Source organism: Saccharopolyspora sp. NPDC003752 (assembly GCF_053605825.1).
Genome location: NZ_JBSGJZ010000004.1, coordinates 298774 through 318598, shown reverse-complemented (window position 1 = coordinate 318598; position 19825 = coordinate 298774). Strand labels below are relative to the sequence as shown.

At 70.8% G+C, this 19825-nt stretch carries 1 protein-coding gene and 1 pseudogene; both read left to right on the top strand.

Features of this window, described 5'->3' with window-relative positions:
- Positions 1-41: 41 nt before the first annotated feature.
- Positions 42-4394: pseudogene (locus ACWEV3_RS08020) on the top strand (type I polyketide synthase); the annotation flags it as partial.
- A 14-nt stretch (positions 4395-4408) separates the two neighbouring features.
- On the top strand, positions 4409-19816 hold the full coding sequence (locus tag ACWEV3_RS08015) for an SDR family NAD(P)-dependent oxidoreductase (RefSeq protein ID WP_452613172.1): 15408 nt from the start codon (positions 4409-4411) through the stop codon (positions 19814-19816).
- Positions 19817-19825 lie beyond the last annotated feature (9 nt).

The following is a 19825-nucleotide window of genomic DNA, read 5'->3' as shown; positions in this document are numbered from 1 at the left end:
CGATGTCGAACGAGGAGAAGCTCCGCAGCTACCTCAAGCGCGTCACTGCCGAGCTGCGGCAGGCGCGGCAGCGGTTGAGCGCGCTCCCCGAGCCGATCGCCATCGTCGGGATGGGGTGCCGGTTCCCGGGCGGTGTCGCCTCGCCCGCGCAGTTGTGGGAGCTCGTGGCGGCCGGCCGGGACGCGATCTCCGGCTTCCCCGCCGACCGGGGCTGGAACCTCGACGCGCTGTACCACCCGGACCCGGAGCACCGCGGGACGAGCTACGTCCGGGAGGGTGGATTCCTGCACGACGCAGCGGAATTCGACGCCGCGTTCTTCGGCATCAGCCCGCGCGAAGCCCCGGCCATCGACCCGCAGCAGCGGTTGCTGCTGGAAACCTCCTGGGAGGCGCTCGAACACGCGGGCATCGATCCCCTGTCGCTGGACGGCAGCCCGACCGGCGTGTTCACCGGCGTCATGTACCAGGACTACGGGTCGCGGCTGGTGCCGCTCATCCCGGCCGAGTTCGAGGGGTACGTGGGCCACGGGAGCGCGGGCAGCGTGGCGTCCGGCCGCGTGTCCTACACGCTCGGGCTGGAAGGCCCGGCGGTCACGGTGGACACCGCGTGTTCGTCGTCGTTGGTGGCGATCCACCTCGCCTGCCAGTCGCTGCGGGCCGGGGAGTCGACGCTCGCGTTGGCCGGCGGGGCCACCCTCATGGCCACGCCCACCATGTTCGTGGAGTTCAGCAGGCAGCGCGCCCTGTCCCCGGATGGCCGGTGCAAGCCGTTCGCCGCGGCGGCGGACGGCACCAGCTGGGCCGAGGGCGTCGGAGTCGTGGTGCTGGAACGGCTCTCGGACGCCGAGCGCAACGGCCATCCCGTGCTGGCGGTGATCCGGGGCAGCGCGGTCAACCAGGACGGTGCGAGCAACGGGTTGACCGCGCCCAACGGGTCTTCGCAGCAGCGGGTGATCTTGAAGGCGCTGGCGGCCGCGGGTTTGGGGCCCGCCGATGTCGATGCCGTCGAAGCACACGGCACCGGCACTTCGCTGGGGGATCCGATCGAGGCGCAAGCGCTGCTGGCGACTTATGGGAAGCACCGCACCGCCGAACGCCCGTTGTGGTTGGGGTCGCTGAAGTCCAACGTCGGCCACACCCAGGCCGCGGCCGGGGTCGGCGGCGTCATCAAGATGGTCCAGGCCCTCCGGCACGGCGAGTTGCCCGCATCGCTGCACGTCGAGGCACTGTCGCCGCACGTCGACTGGAGCAGCGGTGCGCTCGCGCTGCTCACCGAATCCCGGCCGTGGCCTGATGTCGACCGGCCGCGCCGGGCCGCCGTGTCGTCCTTCGGTGTCTCCGGCACAAACTCGCACCTCGTCCTCGAACTGCCGACTCGTGATACGGAGTCCACACAGGACAGTCCACGTGCGGTGGTTGTGGATCGTGCTTCTGGTGCTGGGGATGATCCGGTGCCGTGGGTGGTCTCCGGGAAGACGCCGGAGGCGCTTGAGGCATTCGCGGCGCGGCTGCACGAGCATCTGTCCGCGAGCGAGGACTGGGCGCCTGTAGATGTCGGAGCGGCGCTGAGCAAGCGCAGCGGCTTCGCGCACCGCGCCGTCCTCCTCGGCAAGGATCGGCACGACCTGCTGCAACATCTGCGCGATCTCGCCGGCGGCACCGAGGCACCGGGCATCATCCGGCGCACGCAGCCACCGGCCCACGACACCGATCGCATCGTCATGGTCTTCCCCGGTCAGGGCGGCCAATGGCCCGGCATGGGCCGCCAGCTGCTCGACACCAACCCCGTTTTCGCCGCAGCCATGGCCGAATGCGATCAGGCGCTATCGGCGTACCAGAGCTGGTCGGTCACCGATCTGCTGCGCAAGGGATCCCCGCTGGACCGCGTCGACATCATCCAGCCGGCGCTGTTCGCCGTCATGGTGTCCCTGACCCGGGTCTGGCAGTCCTATGGGGTCCGGCCCGCCGCCGTCATCGGGCACTCCCAAGGAGAAATCGCCGCCGCACACATCGCAGGCGCACTCAACCTCGACCAAGCCGCACGCATCGTCGCCCTGCGATCCCAGCTGATCCGCACCCACCTCGCCGGACACGGCAGCATGCTGTCGGTCCCGCTCTCCGTCGATGATCTCCGCCCCCATCTCGACCCGGAACGCGTTTCGATCGCCGCGATCAACAGCCCCACCGCCACCGTCCTCTCCGGCGACACCGACGCCATCCGCACACTGCACAACACTCTGACCGACCAAGGAGTGCGCTCGCGGATCTTGCCCGTCGACTACGCCTCCCACAGCCACCACGTCCACACCCTCCGGCAACCACTGCTGGAACAACTCGCCGGACTCACCCCGCAGACCGCCGAAATCCCGTTCCACTCCACCGTGACCGGCGAGTCCTTGGACACCACCGGACTCGACGCCGACTACTGGTACACCAACCTCGCCACCACCGTGAACTTCCACGACACCATCACCCAGCTCCACACCACCGGACATCGGGTCTACCTGGAACCCAGCCCGCACCCCACGCTCACCCACCACATCACCGCCTTGCCGGACGTGGTCACCGCCAGCACGCTGCACCGCGACCACCCCAGCACCGACACGCTCCTCACCAACGCCGCACACCTGTGGGTCCACGGCGCGCCGATCACCTGGCAGGCCGTCCTGCCCGCCCGCGAGCATGTCGAACTCCCGACCTATCCCTTCCAGCGCGAGCGCTACTGGCTCGACGGGCCGCAGCACGACGGCCTGAACGAGGTTCGGCATCGCGTCGCTTGGCATCCCGTTCCCACGCCGCCCCGGCGACCCGGTGGGACCTGGCTGGTCGTTTCGCCGCCCGATGTCGCGCGCCGATGGCGGGACGTCGTGTCCGACGCGTTGACCGCTGGTGGCGCGACCGTGCGGCACCTGACGATCGATGGAGCCGCCATTCCGGAAGTGCTTGCCACGCAGGGACCTTTCGACGGTGTCGTGTCCCTGCTCGCCCTGACCGAGCGACCGCAGCCCGCACGCCACGTGGTCGCTGCCGATGCTCTGGTGCAGGCCGGTTTCCACACGCCGTTGTGGTTCCTGACGAGCGGGGCTGCCTCGACGTGCCCGTCCGAACCTGCGGCCGATCTCGACCGGGCGCTCCTGCTCGGGCTGACGCGGGAGGCCGTCGGCGAGCGCCCAGGCATCGGCCTGTTGGACCTCCCCGCAGATCCGGACGAGCTCTCGCCCGCCGATCTGGTCGGCTGCCTGTCGCAGCCCGGTGGCGAGTTCGCCCTTCGCGAGGCCGGTCTCCTCGCCCGGCGACTGGTCCACGCGCCGGTCGACAGCGCTCGGCCCGTTCGCGACTGGTGCCCGCGCGATACCGCGCTCGTCACCGACTGCACGTCCGAGAGCGGGCTGCACCTCGCGGAATGGCTGGCCCGGCGCGGAGCGGAGCACCTGGTGCTGCTCGTCAACCCCGAGCAGCCCGACCCGATCGAGCTCGAAGCCGCGCTGACCGAGCGGGGCGCCAAGGTGACCGTCGCCCGCTGCGCCCCGACCGATCGCGCCGGGCTCGATGAAGTGCTGTCCTCGATCCCGCAGCAATATCCGCTGCGGACGGTCCTGCACATCGCGGGGTCGCCGCTCTCAGAACCTCGCGGTGCGCTGAACCTGGACGAGCTGACTCGCGGCCACGATCTCGATGCCTTCGTGCTCCTCTCGACCACCGGCAGCGCCGTCGGCGAGGTGTTGGACTCGGTCGCCCGGCGGCGACGGGAGCACGGGCTAACGGCGGTCTCGATGACCTGGAGTCCCGGCGCTGCTCCCGTTTCGGGCGCCCTGAAGCAGGCGCTCGATCACGACGAGACCTCGATCGTGCTATTCCGGCGCGAACCGTCCGCGGAGCCGGTGAGCGGTGCGGAAGGCCGGCCGAGCGACCTCGCCGCACGGCTGGCCGCCGCGCCGGGCGGCGAGAAGCGGAAGATCCTCTTGGAAGCCGTGCAATCCCTAGCCGCCATCGTGCTTCGGCACTCGGAGCCGCAGCGGATCGCGCCCGGTCAGCCGTTCAAGGAACTCGGCTTCGACTCGATCACCGCGGTGGAGTTCCGCAACCGGCTCAACTCGATCACCGGCCTTCAGCTGCCGGTCACCGTCCTGTTCGACCATCCCACGGCGGAAGCGCTGGTCGATCGGCTGCACGCCGACCTCGTCCCGGCACCCTCGATCTCGGCGGCGCTCGACGGCCTGGAATCCGCGCTTTCCGGGCAAATAATGTCCGACGTGGACAGTCGGCGGCTGGCGGCGATCGCCGAATCCTGGCTGCCCGGTGCTCCGCGACCGGACGGGGTCGCCGCGCGGCTCGAATCCGCGTCGAACGAGGAAATCGTCGAATTCATCAACCGCGAGCTCGGCATCAGCTGACCGGCAGAAAGAGGTTGCTGCGCATGACCACCGACGATCAGATGCGACACCTGCTCGCTCGGGTCACCGCTGAGCTGCACGACACGCGCAACCGGCTGCGCGCGACGGAGGACGACGCGGCCGAGCCGATCGCGATCGTGGGCATGGCATGCCGCTTCCCCGGCAGCGTCACCTCTCCGGACGAGCTCTGGGAGCTGGTTCGCACCGGCACCGACGCGATCTCGGAGTTCCCCGCCGATCGCGGCTGGGACGCGGACGAGCTGTACGACGCGGATGCGGACGCCGCCGGGAAGTCGTACGTGCGGCACGGCGGATTCCTCCGGGACGCATCGGCTTTCGATGCCGCGTTCTTCGGGATCAGCCCGCGCGAGGCGACGGCGATGGATCCGCAGCAGCGGCTCCTGCTGGAGACCTCGTGGGAGGCCGTCGAGAACGCCGGCATCGCCCCCGGTGGCCTTCGCGGCAGCCGCACCGGGGTGTTCGCGGGAACGGTGCTGCCGGAGTACGGCCCGCCGCTGCGCGAACCGCTGGAGGGTTTCGAGGGCTACTTCCTCACCGGAAAGGCGCTGAGCGTGGTGTCCGGCCGGGTCGCCTACTCGCTCGGGTTGGAGGGCCCGGCGGTCACCGTGGACACCGCCTGCTCGTCCTCGCTGGTGGCCATGCACCTCGCCTGCCAATCGCTGCGATCCGGGGAATCGACGCTCGCCCTGGCGGGCGGGGTGACCGTGATGGCATCGCCGGGGATCTTCGTCGAGTTCAGTCGCCAACGGGGGCTTTCTCGCGATGGGCGTTGCAAGGCGTTCTCCGCCAACGCCGACGGCACCGGCTGGGCCGAAGGCGCCGGCGTCGTGGTGCTGGAACGCCTCTCCGACGCGCAGCGCAACGGACACCGCGTACTCGCCGTGATCCGCGGTAGCGCGGTGAACCAGGACGGTGCCAGCAACGGCCTCACAGCACCGAATGGACCGTCGCAAGTGCGCGTCATCCAAGAGGCGCTCACCAACGCCGGACTGACGCCCGCCGACGTCGATGCCGTCGAAGCCCATGGGACCGGGACCTCGCTCGGCGACCCGATCGAAGCGCAAGCGCTCCTGGCGACCTACGGCAGGCACCACAGCGCCGAACGTCCCTTGTGGCTGGGTTCGCTGAAGTCCAACATCGGCCACACCCAGGCCGCCGCAGGCGTCGCAGGCGTCATCAAAGTGGTGCAGGCGCTCAACAACGAAGAGCTGCCCGCCACGCTCCACGCCGACGAACCCTCACCTCATATCGACTGGAGCAGCGGCAGCCTTGCGCTGCTCACCGAATCCCGGCCCTGGCCCGAAGGCGACCGCCCGCGCCGTGCCGCCGTCTCGTCCTTCGGCGTCTCCGGCACCAACGCACACCTCATCCTCGAACAGGCACCCCGAGGTGCCGTCGAACAGGGCGAACGAGAGGCTGACGCGGGCGCTGGAGTGGTGCCGTGGGTGATCTCGGCGAAAACGCCAGAGGCCCTTGAAGCGCAGGCCGAACGCTTGCACACCCACCTCCGCGGCCGGGACGGGTGGACGCCTGCCGAGGTCTCCCGGTCGCTGGCCACGACCCGCACCCACTTCCCGCACCGCGCCTTGATCACCGGCACTGATCGGCAGGATTTGCTGTCAGGTCTGGGAGCCATCGCACGGGCTGAGGCAAGCGATGCGGTGACGCTCGGCGCTTCGGTGGACAACCCGGGCATCGCCATGCTGTTGTCCGGTCAGGGCAGCCAGCGGCCCGGCATGGGACGCGGACTGCACGAGGCGTTCCCGGTCTTCGCCCAAACCTGGGACGAAGCATGCGCACACCTCGACCCACTGCTCGGACTGGACCGGCCGCTCACCGACATCGTCTTCCACGGCCAAAACACCGAGATTGAGCAAACGCTCGTCGCACAACCCGCACTGTTCGTGCTGCAGGTGGCACTGTTCCGGCTGCTCGAACACCACGGCATCACCCCCGACTACCTCATCGGCCACTCCATCGGCGAACTCACCGCCGCCCACGTCGCCGGTGTGCTCACCCTGGAAGACACGGCCGTCTTGCTGGCTGCACGGGCCAAGCTGATGCAGAACCTCCCCGCACACGGCGTCATGGCCGGGATCAACGCCAGCGAGCAAGAACTCACCGACGCACATCCCGAACTCCTCGACCCGAACAGCGGAGTTTCCATCGCCGCCATCAACGGACCACAGTCCACAGTGATCTCCGGCGACCCAGATCCGGTTCGGGCCATCGCCGGTCACTGGCAGAACCAAGGCCGCACCGTCCGGAAACTGCACACCAGCAGGGCATTCCACTCACCCCACTGCGAGCCGCTGCTCGACGAGCTCGAACGAACCGCCCGGGGTCTGACCTTCCACCCGCCGAAGATCCCGATCATCTCGACCGTCACCGGAAGCCCCACCGACGACATCACGACCCCGGCCTACTGGGCCCGCCAGGCGCGTCAGGCCGTCCGCTTCGCGCCCGCCCTCGCCTGGCTGCACCAGCACCGCGGCGTCACCCACCACCTCGAACTGGGGCCCGACGCCGCCCTCACCGCCCTCGCGCGCGCCACTCACGACACGCCCAGCCACGCCACGCTGAACCCCGGCACCGACGAGGCCACCAGCTACGTCACCGCGCTCGCCCACGCGCACACCACCGGACTCAGCCTCGACTGGGCCGCGCTCCTCCCGCAAAGCCGGGTTCTCGACCTGCCGACCTACGCGTTCCAGCACGAGAGGTACTGGCTCAACCCGCCGGCGGCGGGACGCCCGGAACAGCTCGGCATGGCCACCACCGGCCATCCCCTGCTCACCGCACGAATCACCACGCCCCACACCGGCGAAACCACCCTCACCGGCCGCGTCTCGCTCGACTCGCACCCCTGGCTCGCCGACCACGCCGTCCAAGGCAACGTCCTGCTCCCCGGCACCGCGTTCCTCGACATGACGCTCCACGCGGCCGCACAACTCGGCTGCGCCGTCGATGAACTCACCCTCCACACGCCGCTCGAACTTCCCGACCACGGGCACGTCGTGCTCCACATGGCCATCACCGCCGAGGACGACGGTCGGCGAACCGTCGCGCTCTACTCCCGTGCTCCGGGGGCGGAAGAGGTCTGGACGCGCCACGCCACCGGCACGCTCGTCACCGCTCCCGAGAACTCGTCCACTGTGGATCTCGCTGCTTGGCCACCGGCGGGTGCGACACCGGTCGACGTCGGCGACCTCTACGACCGCCTCGCCGACCACGGTTTCGGTTACGGGCCGGCCTTCCAAGGGCTCCACACCGCCTGGCGGCACGGCGACGACGTCTACGCCGAAGTCGCGCTCCCCGACGATCACAGCCCCAGCGGTTGGGCGGTCCACCCCGCTCTCCTCGACGCCGCGCAGCACGCCGGGCTGATCGGTGGCGATTCGCAGGACCGCCGAACCCGCCTGGTCTTCTCGTGGTCGGGCGTGCGCATCCACGGCTCCGCGACGACCGGTCTCCGGGTCCGCCTCCGGCACTCCGGGGCCGACACGTTCCAGCTCGACCTGGTCGACCACGATGGACTTCCGGTCGCCACCATCGAATCGCTCGCACTTCGGCGAGTGTCGAACGCGGTCCCGGAGGACAACGGCCTGCTGCGCCTGGACTGGGTGCCGCAGGCGTTCGACGACACCGACGCTCCTCAGTCGCGCTGGGCGCTGATCGACTCGGGCGTGGCAGCGCTGAGCGATGCCGTCGCATCCGGCGAGCCGGCTCCGGACATCGCGGTGCTCGACCAGCGCGGCCTCGCCGCCGACGACGACGTCGCGCGGCTCGTCGGTGAGGTATCGCAGCGGGTGGTAGCGGAACTGCAGGCCTGGCTGGCGGCACCGCACCTCGCCGGAACGCGCCTCGTGCTGGTGACCCGCGGTGCGGTGGCCGTGCAGCCGGGCGAAGTCCCGGACCTGGTCACGGGGCCGCTGTGGGGCCTGCTGCGGGTGGCGCAGAACGAGCACCCCGGCCGCTTCGCGCTCGTCGACACCGACTCCAGCGGCGATGACGAGGAGCTGCGGCGCACCGTCGAAGCAGCTCTGCGGCACGGTGAGGCGCAGATCGCGGTGCGCGGCGATGCCGTGTTCGTGCCCCGGCTGGTCCGCGCCGACGCGCGGAACGAGCTGGCGGCCCCGGACTCGATGTCGTGGCGATTGGACGTGTCCGAGCGCGGCAGCATCGACAACCTGCACCTCGCGGAATTCCCGGAGGCGCAGGCACCGCTCGCGGCCGGTCAGGTCCGGGTCGCCGTGCGGGCAGTCGGCGTGAACTTCCGCGACGTCCTCAACACCCTCGGCATGTACCCCGGCACCCCGCCGCTCGGCGTCGAGGGCGCCGGAGTGATCACCGAGATCGCCGGCGACGTGCCCGGCCTGCGGGTCGGCGACCGGGTGTGGGGCGTCCTGCCCGGCGCGATGGGCCCGCTGGCTGTCACCGACCACCGGCTGTTGGCGCCGGTGCCCGACGGGTGGAGCTTCGCCCAGGCCGCCGCAACTCCTGCGGTGTTCTTGACCGCCTACTACGCCCTGCGCCACCTCACGACCGTCCATCCCGGACAGAAGGTCCTGGTGCACGCCGCAGCAGGCGGTGTCGGGATGGCCGCCGTCCAACTCCTCCAGGACTGCGGCGCCGACATCTACGCCACCGCACACCCCACCAAGTGGGCCCTCCTGCGCGAGCTCGGCATTCCCGCAGATCACATCGCCTCGTCCCGCACGCCGGACTTCGCGACGCAGTTCCCCTCGGTCGACGTCGTGCTGAACTCGCTCACCGGGGAACTCCTCGACGCCTCGCTCGACCTGCTCAACGAGGGCGGGCACTTCATCGAGCTCGGCAAGACCGACCTCCGCGACCCCGGCGACCATCCCGGGTTGCACTTCCACGCCTTCGACCTCTCCGAGATCGATCCCGCTCACCAGCAGGGCATGCTGGCCGATCTCACCGGCCTCTTCGAACGCGGCCGGCTCACCGCGCTGCCGGTCACGGCGTGGGACATCCGGCAGGCCCCGGAGGCGTTCCGCTACCTCGCCAACGCGCGTCACACCGGCAAGCTCGTGCTCACCGTGCCCGCAGCACCCGATCCACGCGGCACCATCCTGATCACCGGCGGCACCGGCGCGCTGGGCAGCGTTCTCGCCCGGCACCTCGCCGCGCAGCACCCCGATTGCCACCTCCTCCTGACCAGCCGCCAAGGCCCGGCCGCACCCAACGCCGAAGCTCTACTCGATGAGCTCGGCTCCCGGGTCACCATCGCCACCTGCGACGTCACCGACCAGCGCCAGCTCTCCGCACTGATCGGCGACATTCCCGCCGAACGCCCGCTGACCGGCGTCGTCCACGCCGCCGGCGTGCTCCGCGACGCGCCGCTGCACGCCCTCACCGCGGAGCAGCTGTCCACCGTTGCCGAATCCAAAGTGGACTCGGCCTGGCACCTCCACCTCGCCACGCGGCACCACGACCTGGCGTTCTTCGTCCTCTACTCGTCAGCGGCAGGAATCTTCGGCAACCCCGGCCAAGCCAACTACGCCGCCGCCAACGCCTTCCTCGACGCGCTCGCCCAGCACCGCCACACCCACGGACTCCCTGCGCACTCCCTGGCCTGGGGACCCTGGAACACCAGCGGAGGCATGACCCAGCACCTCGCGCATGCCGACCACCAGCGCATGGCGGGCATCGGCGCCCTGCCCTTCGATCCGGACGGCGGCGCGGCTGCTTTCGACGCGGCCTGCAGGCGGCCGGCTCCATGGCTCGTCCCGCTGCGCCTCGACACGTCGCGGCTTCGGAACGCCCCGGCGATCCTCGGCGATCTCAAACCCCGGCAGGCCAGCAAACGGCGTCCGAACCGGACCTTGGAACAGCTCCTCGACGGCCTCGACGAGAACCAGCGCGAGCAGGCCCTCCTGCAAGTGGTCCGGCGCGAAGCCGCCGCCGTTCTCGGGCATTCCGGGGCCGAGTCGATTCCGGCCGGCCGCGTGTTCCTGGACCTCGGGTTCGATTCGCTCACCTCGGTCGAACTGCGCAACCGGCTCGCCACGGCGACCGGCCTGCGGCTGCCCACCACGCTGGCCTTCGACCACCCCACGCCCGAAGCGCTCGCCGCCCACCTCCGCCAGCGGCTCCTCCCTCGAGCGCAGCAAGTCGCCACCCCGGCTCGTGCCTCGGTGTCCGACGAGCCCATCGCCATCGTCGGCATGGCGTGCCGCCTGCCCGGCGGTGTCCACTCGCCGGACGAGCTGTGGCAGCTCCTCGCCGACAACGCGGACGCCATCACCGGCTTCCCCACCAACCGAGGCTGGAACCTCGCCACGCTCTTCAACGCCGACCCCGACAACCCGGGCACCAGCTACGTCCGGCGCGGCGGATTCCTGCACGAGGCCGACGAGTTCGACGCCGCGTTCTTCGGCATCAGCCCCCGGGAAGCCGCGACGATCGACCCGCAGCAACGGCTGCTGCTCGAAACGTCGTGGGAAGCGCTCGAACACGCGCGCATCAACCCGGGCTCGCTGCCGGGTAGCCGGACCGGGGTGTTCACCGGGGTGATCTACCAGGACTACGCGGGGCGGCTCGCCGGCCGGGTGCTCCCGGAGTTCGAGGGCTACCTCGGCAACGGCAGCGCGGGCAGCATCGCCTCGGGCCGGGTGTCCTACACCTTCGGCCTCGAAGGCCCGGCGGTCACGGTGGACACCGCGTGCTCGTCGTCGCTGGTAGCGATGCACCTCGCGTGCCAATCGCTGCGGTCCGGGGAGTCGAGCTTGGCGCTGGCCGGAGGCGCCAGCGTCATGGCGACGCCGACCCCGTTCATCGAGTTCAGCCGCCAGCGCGGGCTGGCGAAGGACGGGCGCTGCAAGGCGTTCTCCGCCGACGCCGACGGCACCGGCTGGGCCGAAGGCGCCGGGGTCGTGGTGCTGGAGCGGCTGTCGGACGCCCAGCGCAATGGTCATCGCATCCTGGCCGTGATCCGGGGAAGCGCCGTCAACCAGGACGGCGCCAGCAACGGCCTGACCGCACCCAACGGGCCTTCGCAGGAACGCGTCATCCTGGAAGCGCTCAACAACGCCGGACTCACGCCCGCGGATGTCGACGCCGTCGAAGCCCACGGAACCGGGACATCGCTGGGCGACCCCATCGAGGCGCAGGCGCTGCTGGCCACCTACGGCCAGCACCACACCGCCGAACGCCCCTTGTGGCTGGGATCGCTGAAATCCAACATCGGCCACACCCAAGCAGCCGCAGGCGTCGCAGGCGTCATCAAGATGATCCAGGCCCTCCACCACAACCAGCTGCCCGCCACACTCCACGCCGACGAACCATCGACACACATCGACTGGAGCAGCGGAACACTCGCACTGCTCACCGAACCCCAGCCCTGGCCCGAGGCCGACCAGCCGCGCCGGGCCGCCGTCTCCTCCTTCGGCGTCTCCGGCACCAACGCACACCTCATCCTCGAACAAGCACCACCAGATGGGTCCACACAGGACGATCCTGTCTCATCGACCGTTCCGTGGGTGTTCTCCGCGAAGACACCGGAAGCGCTGACAGCGCAAGCACAACGGCTGCACGACCAGCTCCGCGACCGGGACGACTGGACACCCGCCGAGGTCGCCTGGTCACTGGCCACCACCCGAGCGGTCTTCGAGCACCGCGCCGCCGTTCTCGCAGATGACCGCGAGGAGCTTCTGGCCGGACTGGAAACCCTTGCCCGCGATGGGGAAAGCGCGTTCGTGGCAAGAGGCGTCGCAGCAGGCGATCCAGGTGTGGCGATGCTGCTGTCCGGGCAGGGCAGCCAGCGCCCCGGCATGGGCCGCGGCCTGCACGAGGCGTTCCCCGTGTTCGCCGAAGCCTGGGACGAAGCATGCGCACACCTCGACCCGCTGCTCGGACTGGACCGGCCACTCACCGACATCGTCTTCCACGGGCAACCCGATGAGGTTGAGCAGACGCTCATAGCACAACCCGCGCTGTTCGCACTGCAGGTCGCGCTTTTCCGGCTACTCGACCACCACGGGATCCGGCCCGATTACCTCATCGGCCACTCCATCGGCGAGCTCACCGCCGCCCACCTCGCCGGAATACTCACGCTCCCCGACGCAGCGCGCCTGCTGGCCACCCGCGCCCGCCTGATGCAAAGCCTCCCCGCACACGGCGTCATGGCCAGCATCAACGCCAGCGAGCAGGAACTCACCGAGACGCATCCCGAACTCCTCGATGCGCGAAGCGGCGTTTCGATCGCGACGATCAACGGCCCGCTATCCACCGTCATCTCCGGCGACCCCGATCCCGTGCGCGCCATCGCCGAGCACTGGCGGAACCAGGGCCGCACCGCCAAGGAACTGCACACCAGCCGGGCCTTCCACTCACCCCACTGCGAGCCCATCCTCGACGAGCTGGAGCACACCGCCGACCAGCTGACCTACCACCCACCGAAGATCCCGATCATCTCCACCGTCACCGGGACCCGCACCGACGACATCACCACCCCGGTCTACTGGGCCCGACAGGTACGCCAGCCCGTGCGCTTCGCACCCGCCCTCGCCTGGCTCCACCAGAACCACAGCGTCACCCACCACCTGGAACTAGGGCCCGACGCCACGCTCACCACCCATGCCCTGACCAGCCACGACGAGACGCCGAGCCTCCCCACGCAGCAACCCGGCGTCGACGGCGCCGCCGGCTACCTCGGCGCCCTCACCCACGCCCACACCACCGGACTTTCGCCGCACTGGCCCGCGGTCCTCACCCCGACGCGGACCGTCGACCTGCCCACCTACGCCTTCCAGCGCCAGTCCTTCTGGCTCGACCCGCCGGCCGACCGCGGCGCCGAGACCGGCTCCGATGCGAGCTTCTGGACCGCCGTGGAGGACAACGACCCGGGCGCGGTCGCGAAGGCCCTCGACATCGCCCCCGAAACCCCGCTGCACGACGTCGTGCCCGCCCTGTCGGCGTGGCGACGGCGCCAGCGCGCCGAGATCACGTTGAACTCGTGGCGCTACGAGACCCAATGGCATCCGGCACCCACACCGGAAAATCCTCTTGCCCCACGCGGAAATTGGCTCATCATCAGCGCACCCGACACCGAGCGGGACGTGCTCGACACCGTCGCGCAGGCCATGGCCGGGGCCGAGGCGCACCCGATCCGGATCGACGACCAGCCTTCCCGGAGCGAGTTGGCCGATCTCCTCCGGGACGAAGCCCCGACTGGCATCGTCTCGCTGCTCGGCACGGTCACCGCCACGATCACGCTCGTCCAGGCGCTCGGCGACGCAGGTGTCGCGGCCCCGTTGTGGTGCCTGACGCGCGGCGCGGTCGCGGTCGACGAGCACGACGCGCCGCCCAACTCCGAGCTCGCGGCGCTGTGGGGTCTGGGCCGGGTGATCGCGCTCGAACACCCGGACCGCTGGGGCGGGCTGGTCGACCTGCCGCTGCGCGCCGACCGCCGGGCCGCCGCGTCCCTCGCCGCGATCCTCGCCGAGCGCGCGGAGGACCAGGTCGCGATCCGGCCGGCGGGCACCCGCGTCGCGCGGCTGGCCCGGGTGCCCGGAGCGACCGATTCCCCCTGGCAGCCCGACGAAGCCGTCCTGGTGACCGGGGCTTCGCCCGGCGTGGATCGCCTGACCGAGCTGCTGGGCGAGCACGGCATCGCCACGACCCCGGACCCCGCGCGCACTGTGTTCCACATCGTTCCCGGCGAAACGGCCACCGGGCTCCTGGCCGCCACGGACGCGGCGGGCGTCGAAGCGGCGATGCGGCAGGCGATCACCGAGCTCGCCCAACTCGATGAACTGCTCGTCAACGGTCGGATCGAAACGCTGGTCGTCCTCTCCGCCGTGACCGACGCCTGGGGCGCCGAGGGCTACGCGGCCGGGGCGGCAACCAGCGCCTGGATCGACGCGCTGGTGCGTCGGCGCAGGGCCGCCGGGCTGCGCGCGGTCTCGGTCGAGTGGGGCCCGTGGGACGACTCGGACGACGCCGAGCCCGCCCGGCGGCGGGGTCTGCTCGGGATGTCCCCGGAGCTGGCCATCGCCTCGTTGCGGCAGGCGATTGGCAACGACGACCACGTCGTCGCCGTCGCGGACGTCGACTGGAACCGGTTCGTCGCGTCGAACGCGTCCCGCTGCTTCGCCGGCCTCGCCGGAACCGGCCACGACGCGGCCGCAAGCTCCGACGAGCCGCACGCCGCGCTGCGCGAGCGGATCAACGGCCTTCCCGGGAAGGAACGACGCCGGGCCGTGGTGGAGCTGGTGCGCGGTGAGGTCGCCGCCGTGCTGGGGCATGCCGATCCGGCGGCGGTCCCGGCGAGCAGGCCGCTGCAGGAGCTCGGCTTCGAGTCGCTCACCGCCGTCCAGTTGCGCAACCGCCTCGCCAAGAGCACCGGGTTGCGGTTGTCGGCGACGCTGGCCTTCGACCACCCGACGCTCGCGGCACTCGCCGACCACGTCCTCGGCCGGCTCACGCCCGAGGCGCCGGCCGCCGCGCCCGTTGCCGCGCAGGCGGCCGCTGGCGAGGCCATCGCGATCGTGGGAATGGCGTGCCGGTTGCCCGGCGGCGTGGATTCGCCGGAGGGGTTGTGGGAGCTGGTCGGCTCCCGGACCGACGCGATCACGCCGTTCCCGGCGAACCGCGGCTGGGACCTCGCCGGGATCTTCGACCCCGACCCGGACGCCGTCGGCAGGACCTACGTCCGCAGCGGCGGATTCCTGCACGACGCGGCGGCGTTCGACCCGGAGTTCTTCAGCATCAGCCCGCGCGAAGCGCTGGCGATGGACCCGCAGCAGCGGCTGCTGCTGGAGACCTCCTGGGAGGCGTTGGAGCGCGCGGGAATCGACCCGGCGACGCTGCGGCGCACGCCGACCGGCGTCTTCGCGGGAACGAACGGCCAGGACTACGCGGCGGTGCTGCGGCGCAAGCCGACGCCGGGCGAGCTGGAGCCGTTCGTCGGCACCGGCACCACGGCCAGCGTCCTGTCGGGCCGCGTGGCGTACATCTTGGGGCTGGAAGGCCCGGCGGTGACCGTGGACACCGCGTGCTCGTCGTCGCTGGTGGCGATCCACCTGGCGTGCCAGTCGCTGCGCTCCGGCGAGTCGAGCCTGGCTCTCGCCGGAGGTGCCAGCATCATGGCCACGCCGGACGTGTTCATCGAGTTCAGCCGCCAGCGCGGGCTCGCGCAGGACGGCCGTTGCAAGGCGTTTTCGGCCTCGGCGGACGGCACGAGCTGGTCCGAGGGCGTCGGGGTGGTTGTACTGGAACGGCTCTCCGACGCGGAGCGCAACGGTCACCGCGTTCTCGCCGTGATCCGGGGTAGCGCAGTGAACCAGGACGGCGCGAGCAACGGCCTCACCGCGCCCAACGGACCGTCGCAGGAACGCGTCATCCAGCAAGCGCTCGCCAACGCGGGGCTCACCCCGGCCGATGTCGACGCGGTGGAGGCCCACGGCACCGGGACGTCGTTGGGCGATCCCATCGAAGCCCAAGCACTGCTGGCCACCTACGGCCAGCACCACACCGCCGAGAAGCCCCTGCTGCTGGGGTCGTTGAAGTCCAACATCGGCCACGCCCAAGCCGCCGCAGGCGTCGCAGGTGTCATCAAAACGGTGCAGGCGCTCAACCACGACGAACTGCCTGCAACGCTGCACGTCGACCGACCCTCACCGCACATCGACTGGACCAGCGGCACACTCGCGCTGCTCACCGAACCCCAGCCCTGGCCGGAAACCGACCGGCCACGCCGCGCCGCCATCTCCGCCTTCGGCGTCTCCGGCACCAACGCACACCTCATCCTCGAACAGCCGCCCCAGGCCGCGGAACGCACGGTGGTCGTGGACCCTGGCGGCGCGCTCGTGCCGTGGGTCATCTCCGCGAAGACTCCGGAAGCTCTTGAAGCACAAGCAGAACAGCTGCACTCCCGGCTGATGGAGAACGCGGACTGGTCGCCCGCCGACGTGGCGTGGTCGCTGGCCACCACCCGGACCGCCTTCGAGCACCGCGCCGCGATCTTCGGCAGCGACCACGAGGAACTGATGACAAGGCTGAGGAGCCTGGCTCATTCAGGAGAACACCCCGGCGTTGCACGGGGTATCGCGGTTGACGAGACCGCTGTGGCCATGTTGTTGTCCGGTCAGGGCAGCCAGCGGCCCGGCATGGGACGCGGACTGCACGAGGCGTTCCCGGTCTTCGCTCAAGCCTGGGACGAAGCATGCGCGCACCTCGACCCGCTGCTGGGACTGGACCGGCCGCTCACCGACATCGTCTTCCACGGCCAAAACACCGAGATTGAGCAGACGCTCGTCGCACAACCCGCACTATTCGTGCTGCAGGTGGCACTGTTCCGGCTGCTCGAACACCACGGCATCACCCCCGACTACCTCATCGGCCACTCCATCGGCGAACTCACCGCCGCCCACCTCGCAGGCGTACTCACGTTGCCCGACGCGGCAACACTGCTGGCCACACGCGCCCGGCTGATGCAGAACCTCCCCGCACACGGCGTCATGGCCGGGATCAACGCCAGCGAGCAAGAACTCACCGACGCACATCCCGAACTCCTCGATACACGAAGCGGAGTTTCCATCGCTGCCATCAACAGCCCACAGTCCACAGTGATCTCCGGCGACCCAGACGCGGTGCAGGCCATCGCCGGTCACTGGCAGAACCAAGGCCGCACCGCCCGGAAACTCCATACCAGCAGGGCATTCCACTCACCCCACTGCGAGCCCATCCTCGACGAACTCGAACGAACCGCCCGGGGTCTGACCTTCCACCCGCCGAAGATCCCGATCATCTCCACCGTCACCGGGACCGCCACCGACGAACTCACCACCCCCGCCTACTGGGCACGCCAAGTACGCCAAGCCGTCCGCTTCTCGCCCGCCCTCGCCTGGCTGCACCGACACCACACCATCACCCACCACCTCGAACTCGGGCCCGACACCACCCTCACCACCCTCACCCGAACCACCCACGACACGCCCAGCCACGCCACCCTCGAACCCGGCACCGACGACACCACCGCGTACCTCACCGCCATCACCCACGCCCACACCACCGGACTCAGCCCCGACTGGACCGCGGTCCTCACCCCGGCCCGAACCCTCGACCTGCCCACCTATCCCTTCCAGCGGCGGGACTTCTGGGCGACGCCGGAGCCGTCGAGCCGCGCCGAGGACCTGGGCTTCGAGAGCACCGGCCATCCGCTGCTCAGCGCGCGCATCGACGTGCCGCAGACCGGCCAGACCATCTTCACGGGCCAGATCACGCCAGAAGCGCCGCTGACGGGCACCGCCGTCCTCGACATGGCGCTGCACGCAGCCAACCGGCTCGGGCACGTGCTCGACGAGTTGACCATCCACAATGGATACCCGCAGGACCGCACCGTGCTACAACTGGCCACCACGCCAGGCGACGACGACAACCTCGCGCTGACCCTCCACTCGCGCTGCGGTGACGGCGATTGGACCCTGCACGCATCCGGTCGCCTCCGCAGCGCCACTCCCACCGCAGCGGACATCGCTCCGGTCGATCTCCAGGACTTCTACCACGAGATCGCCGACGGCGAAGCCCACCAGGCCGGAACTGCGGGCTTGCGAGCCGCGTGGCGCTACGACGGCCCCACCGAGGCGCAGCTCGACGTCGTGGACGAGTCCGGCCTTCCGGTGGCGGCCGTGCGGCTCGACCTGAAGGCCCTCACCGCGGGCCCGACCGCCCCCGACCGCCTGTTCCGGCTCGTCTGGCGGCCCCTCGCCCAGGTGGACGAGGCCGTGGACCTGGGCTGGATCGCATCCGGGCAGGACCCGGTGCCCGACAACGACGTCGTCGTGATCGACCAGCGCGATCACCCGGATGCGGCCGACATCCCGGCGCTCGTGGGCCGGCGGACCCAGCGGCTCCTCGACCTCGTGCAAGCCTGGCTGGGCCGGGAATCCGGGTCGCGGCTCGTGCTGCTCACCCGCAACGCGGTCACCGTCCACCCCGGCGAAGCACCGGACCTCGGCACCGCCTCGCTGTGGGGGCTGCTGCGCCCCGCGCAGACCGAGCATCCCGACCGGATCGTGCTGATGGACGTCGACGATCCGGATGCGGCACCGGAAACCATCGGCCGGGCCGTCGCAACCGCGCTGCACCACGGGGAACAGCAGGTCGCGCTCCGGGACGGCGAGCTGTTCGCCCAGCGCCTGGCGCCCACCGAGCCGACCGGCGACGGCTCCGCTCGCGGACTCGACCCGCACGGCACCGTGCTCATCACCGGCGGCACCGGCGCGCTGGGCAGCCTCGTCGCCCGTCACCTCGCGGCGGCGCACCGGGGGCCGCTGCTGCTGGTCAGCCGCCAGGGACCGGCCGCCTCCGGCGCCGAGCAACTCCTCGCCGACCTGGCCGCGCTCGGCGCCGAGGCGGAGATCGCCGCCTGCGACCTCACCGATCCGGCGGCCCTGGCCGGGTTGCTCGAAGGCATCCCCGATGAGCACCCGCTGACCGGTGTCATCCACACCGCCGGCGTCCTGCGGGACGCCCCGGTGCACGCCCTCCGGCCCGACGACCTCGCGGCAGTGCTGGCCCCCAAGGTCACGGCGGCGTGGAACCTGCACGAGGCCACGCGGCGGTACGAGCCGGACGTGTTCGTCCTGTTCTCCTCCGCCGTGGCGATCTTCGGCAACCCGGGGCAGGCGAACTACGCCGCGGCGAACGCGTTCCTCGACGCCCTCGCCCAGCACCGGGGCGACCTCGGTTTGCCCGCGCACGCCCTGGCCTGGGGCCCGTGGCAGGTCTCCAGCGGCATGTCCACCGACCTGAGCGAGGTCAACCTGGCGAGGATGACGCAGGCCGGCATCGTTCCGCTGCAACCCGACGACGGCCTCCGGCTGTTCGACGAGGCCTGCCGGACTCCCAGCACGCACCTGCTCCCCCTGCACCTCGATGCGACGACCCTGCGCGCCTACGCCCGAGCGAACCCCGTGCCGCCGCTGCTGACCGAGTTCCTCCCGCAGCAACGGGCACAACGCTCCGCTGCCGAGCCGCTGCACCGGCGGCTGGCCGGGATGTCGGCGACGCAGCAGTTGGAGGCACTGCTGGACCTGGTGCGGGATCAGGTGGCGGGCGTGCTCGGCCACGCCGGCCGGGACGAAGTGCCCGAGGAACGGCCGTTCCTGGACCTCGGCTTCGACTCGCTGACCGCCGTCGAACTCCGCAACCGGATCACCGCCGCCACGGACCTGCCGCTGGCCACGACCCTCGTCTTCGACCACCCGACGCCCGCCAAGGTCGCCGCCCTCCTGCACCGGAAGTTCTTCGGCGAGCCGGCCGACATCCCGCCGCAGGGCGGCCGACCCGGCGCGGAGCCCGCGGCGGACATCGACGCCATGGACGTGGAAAGCCTGGTGCAGAAGGCATTCGAGAGTAGCGGGCGCTAGCCCCCGGGA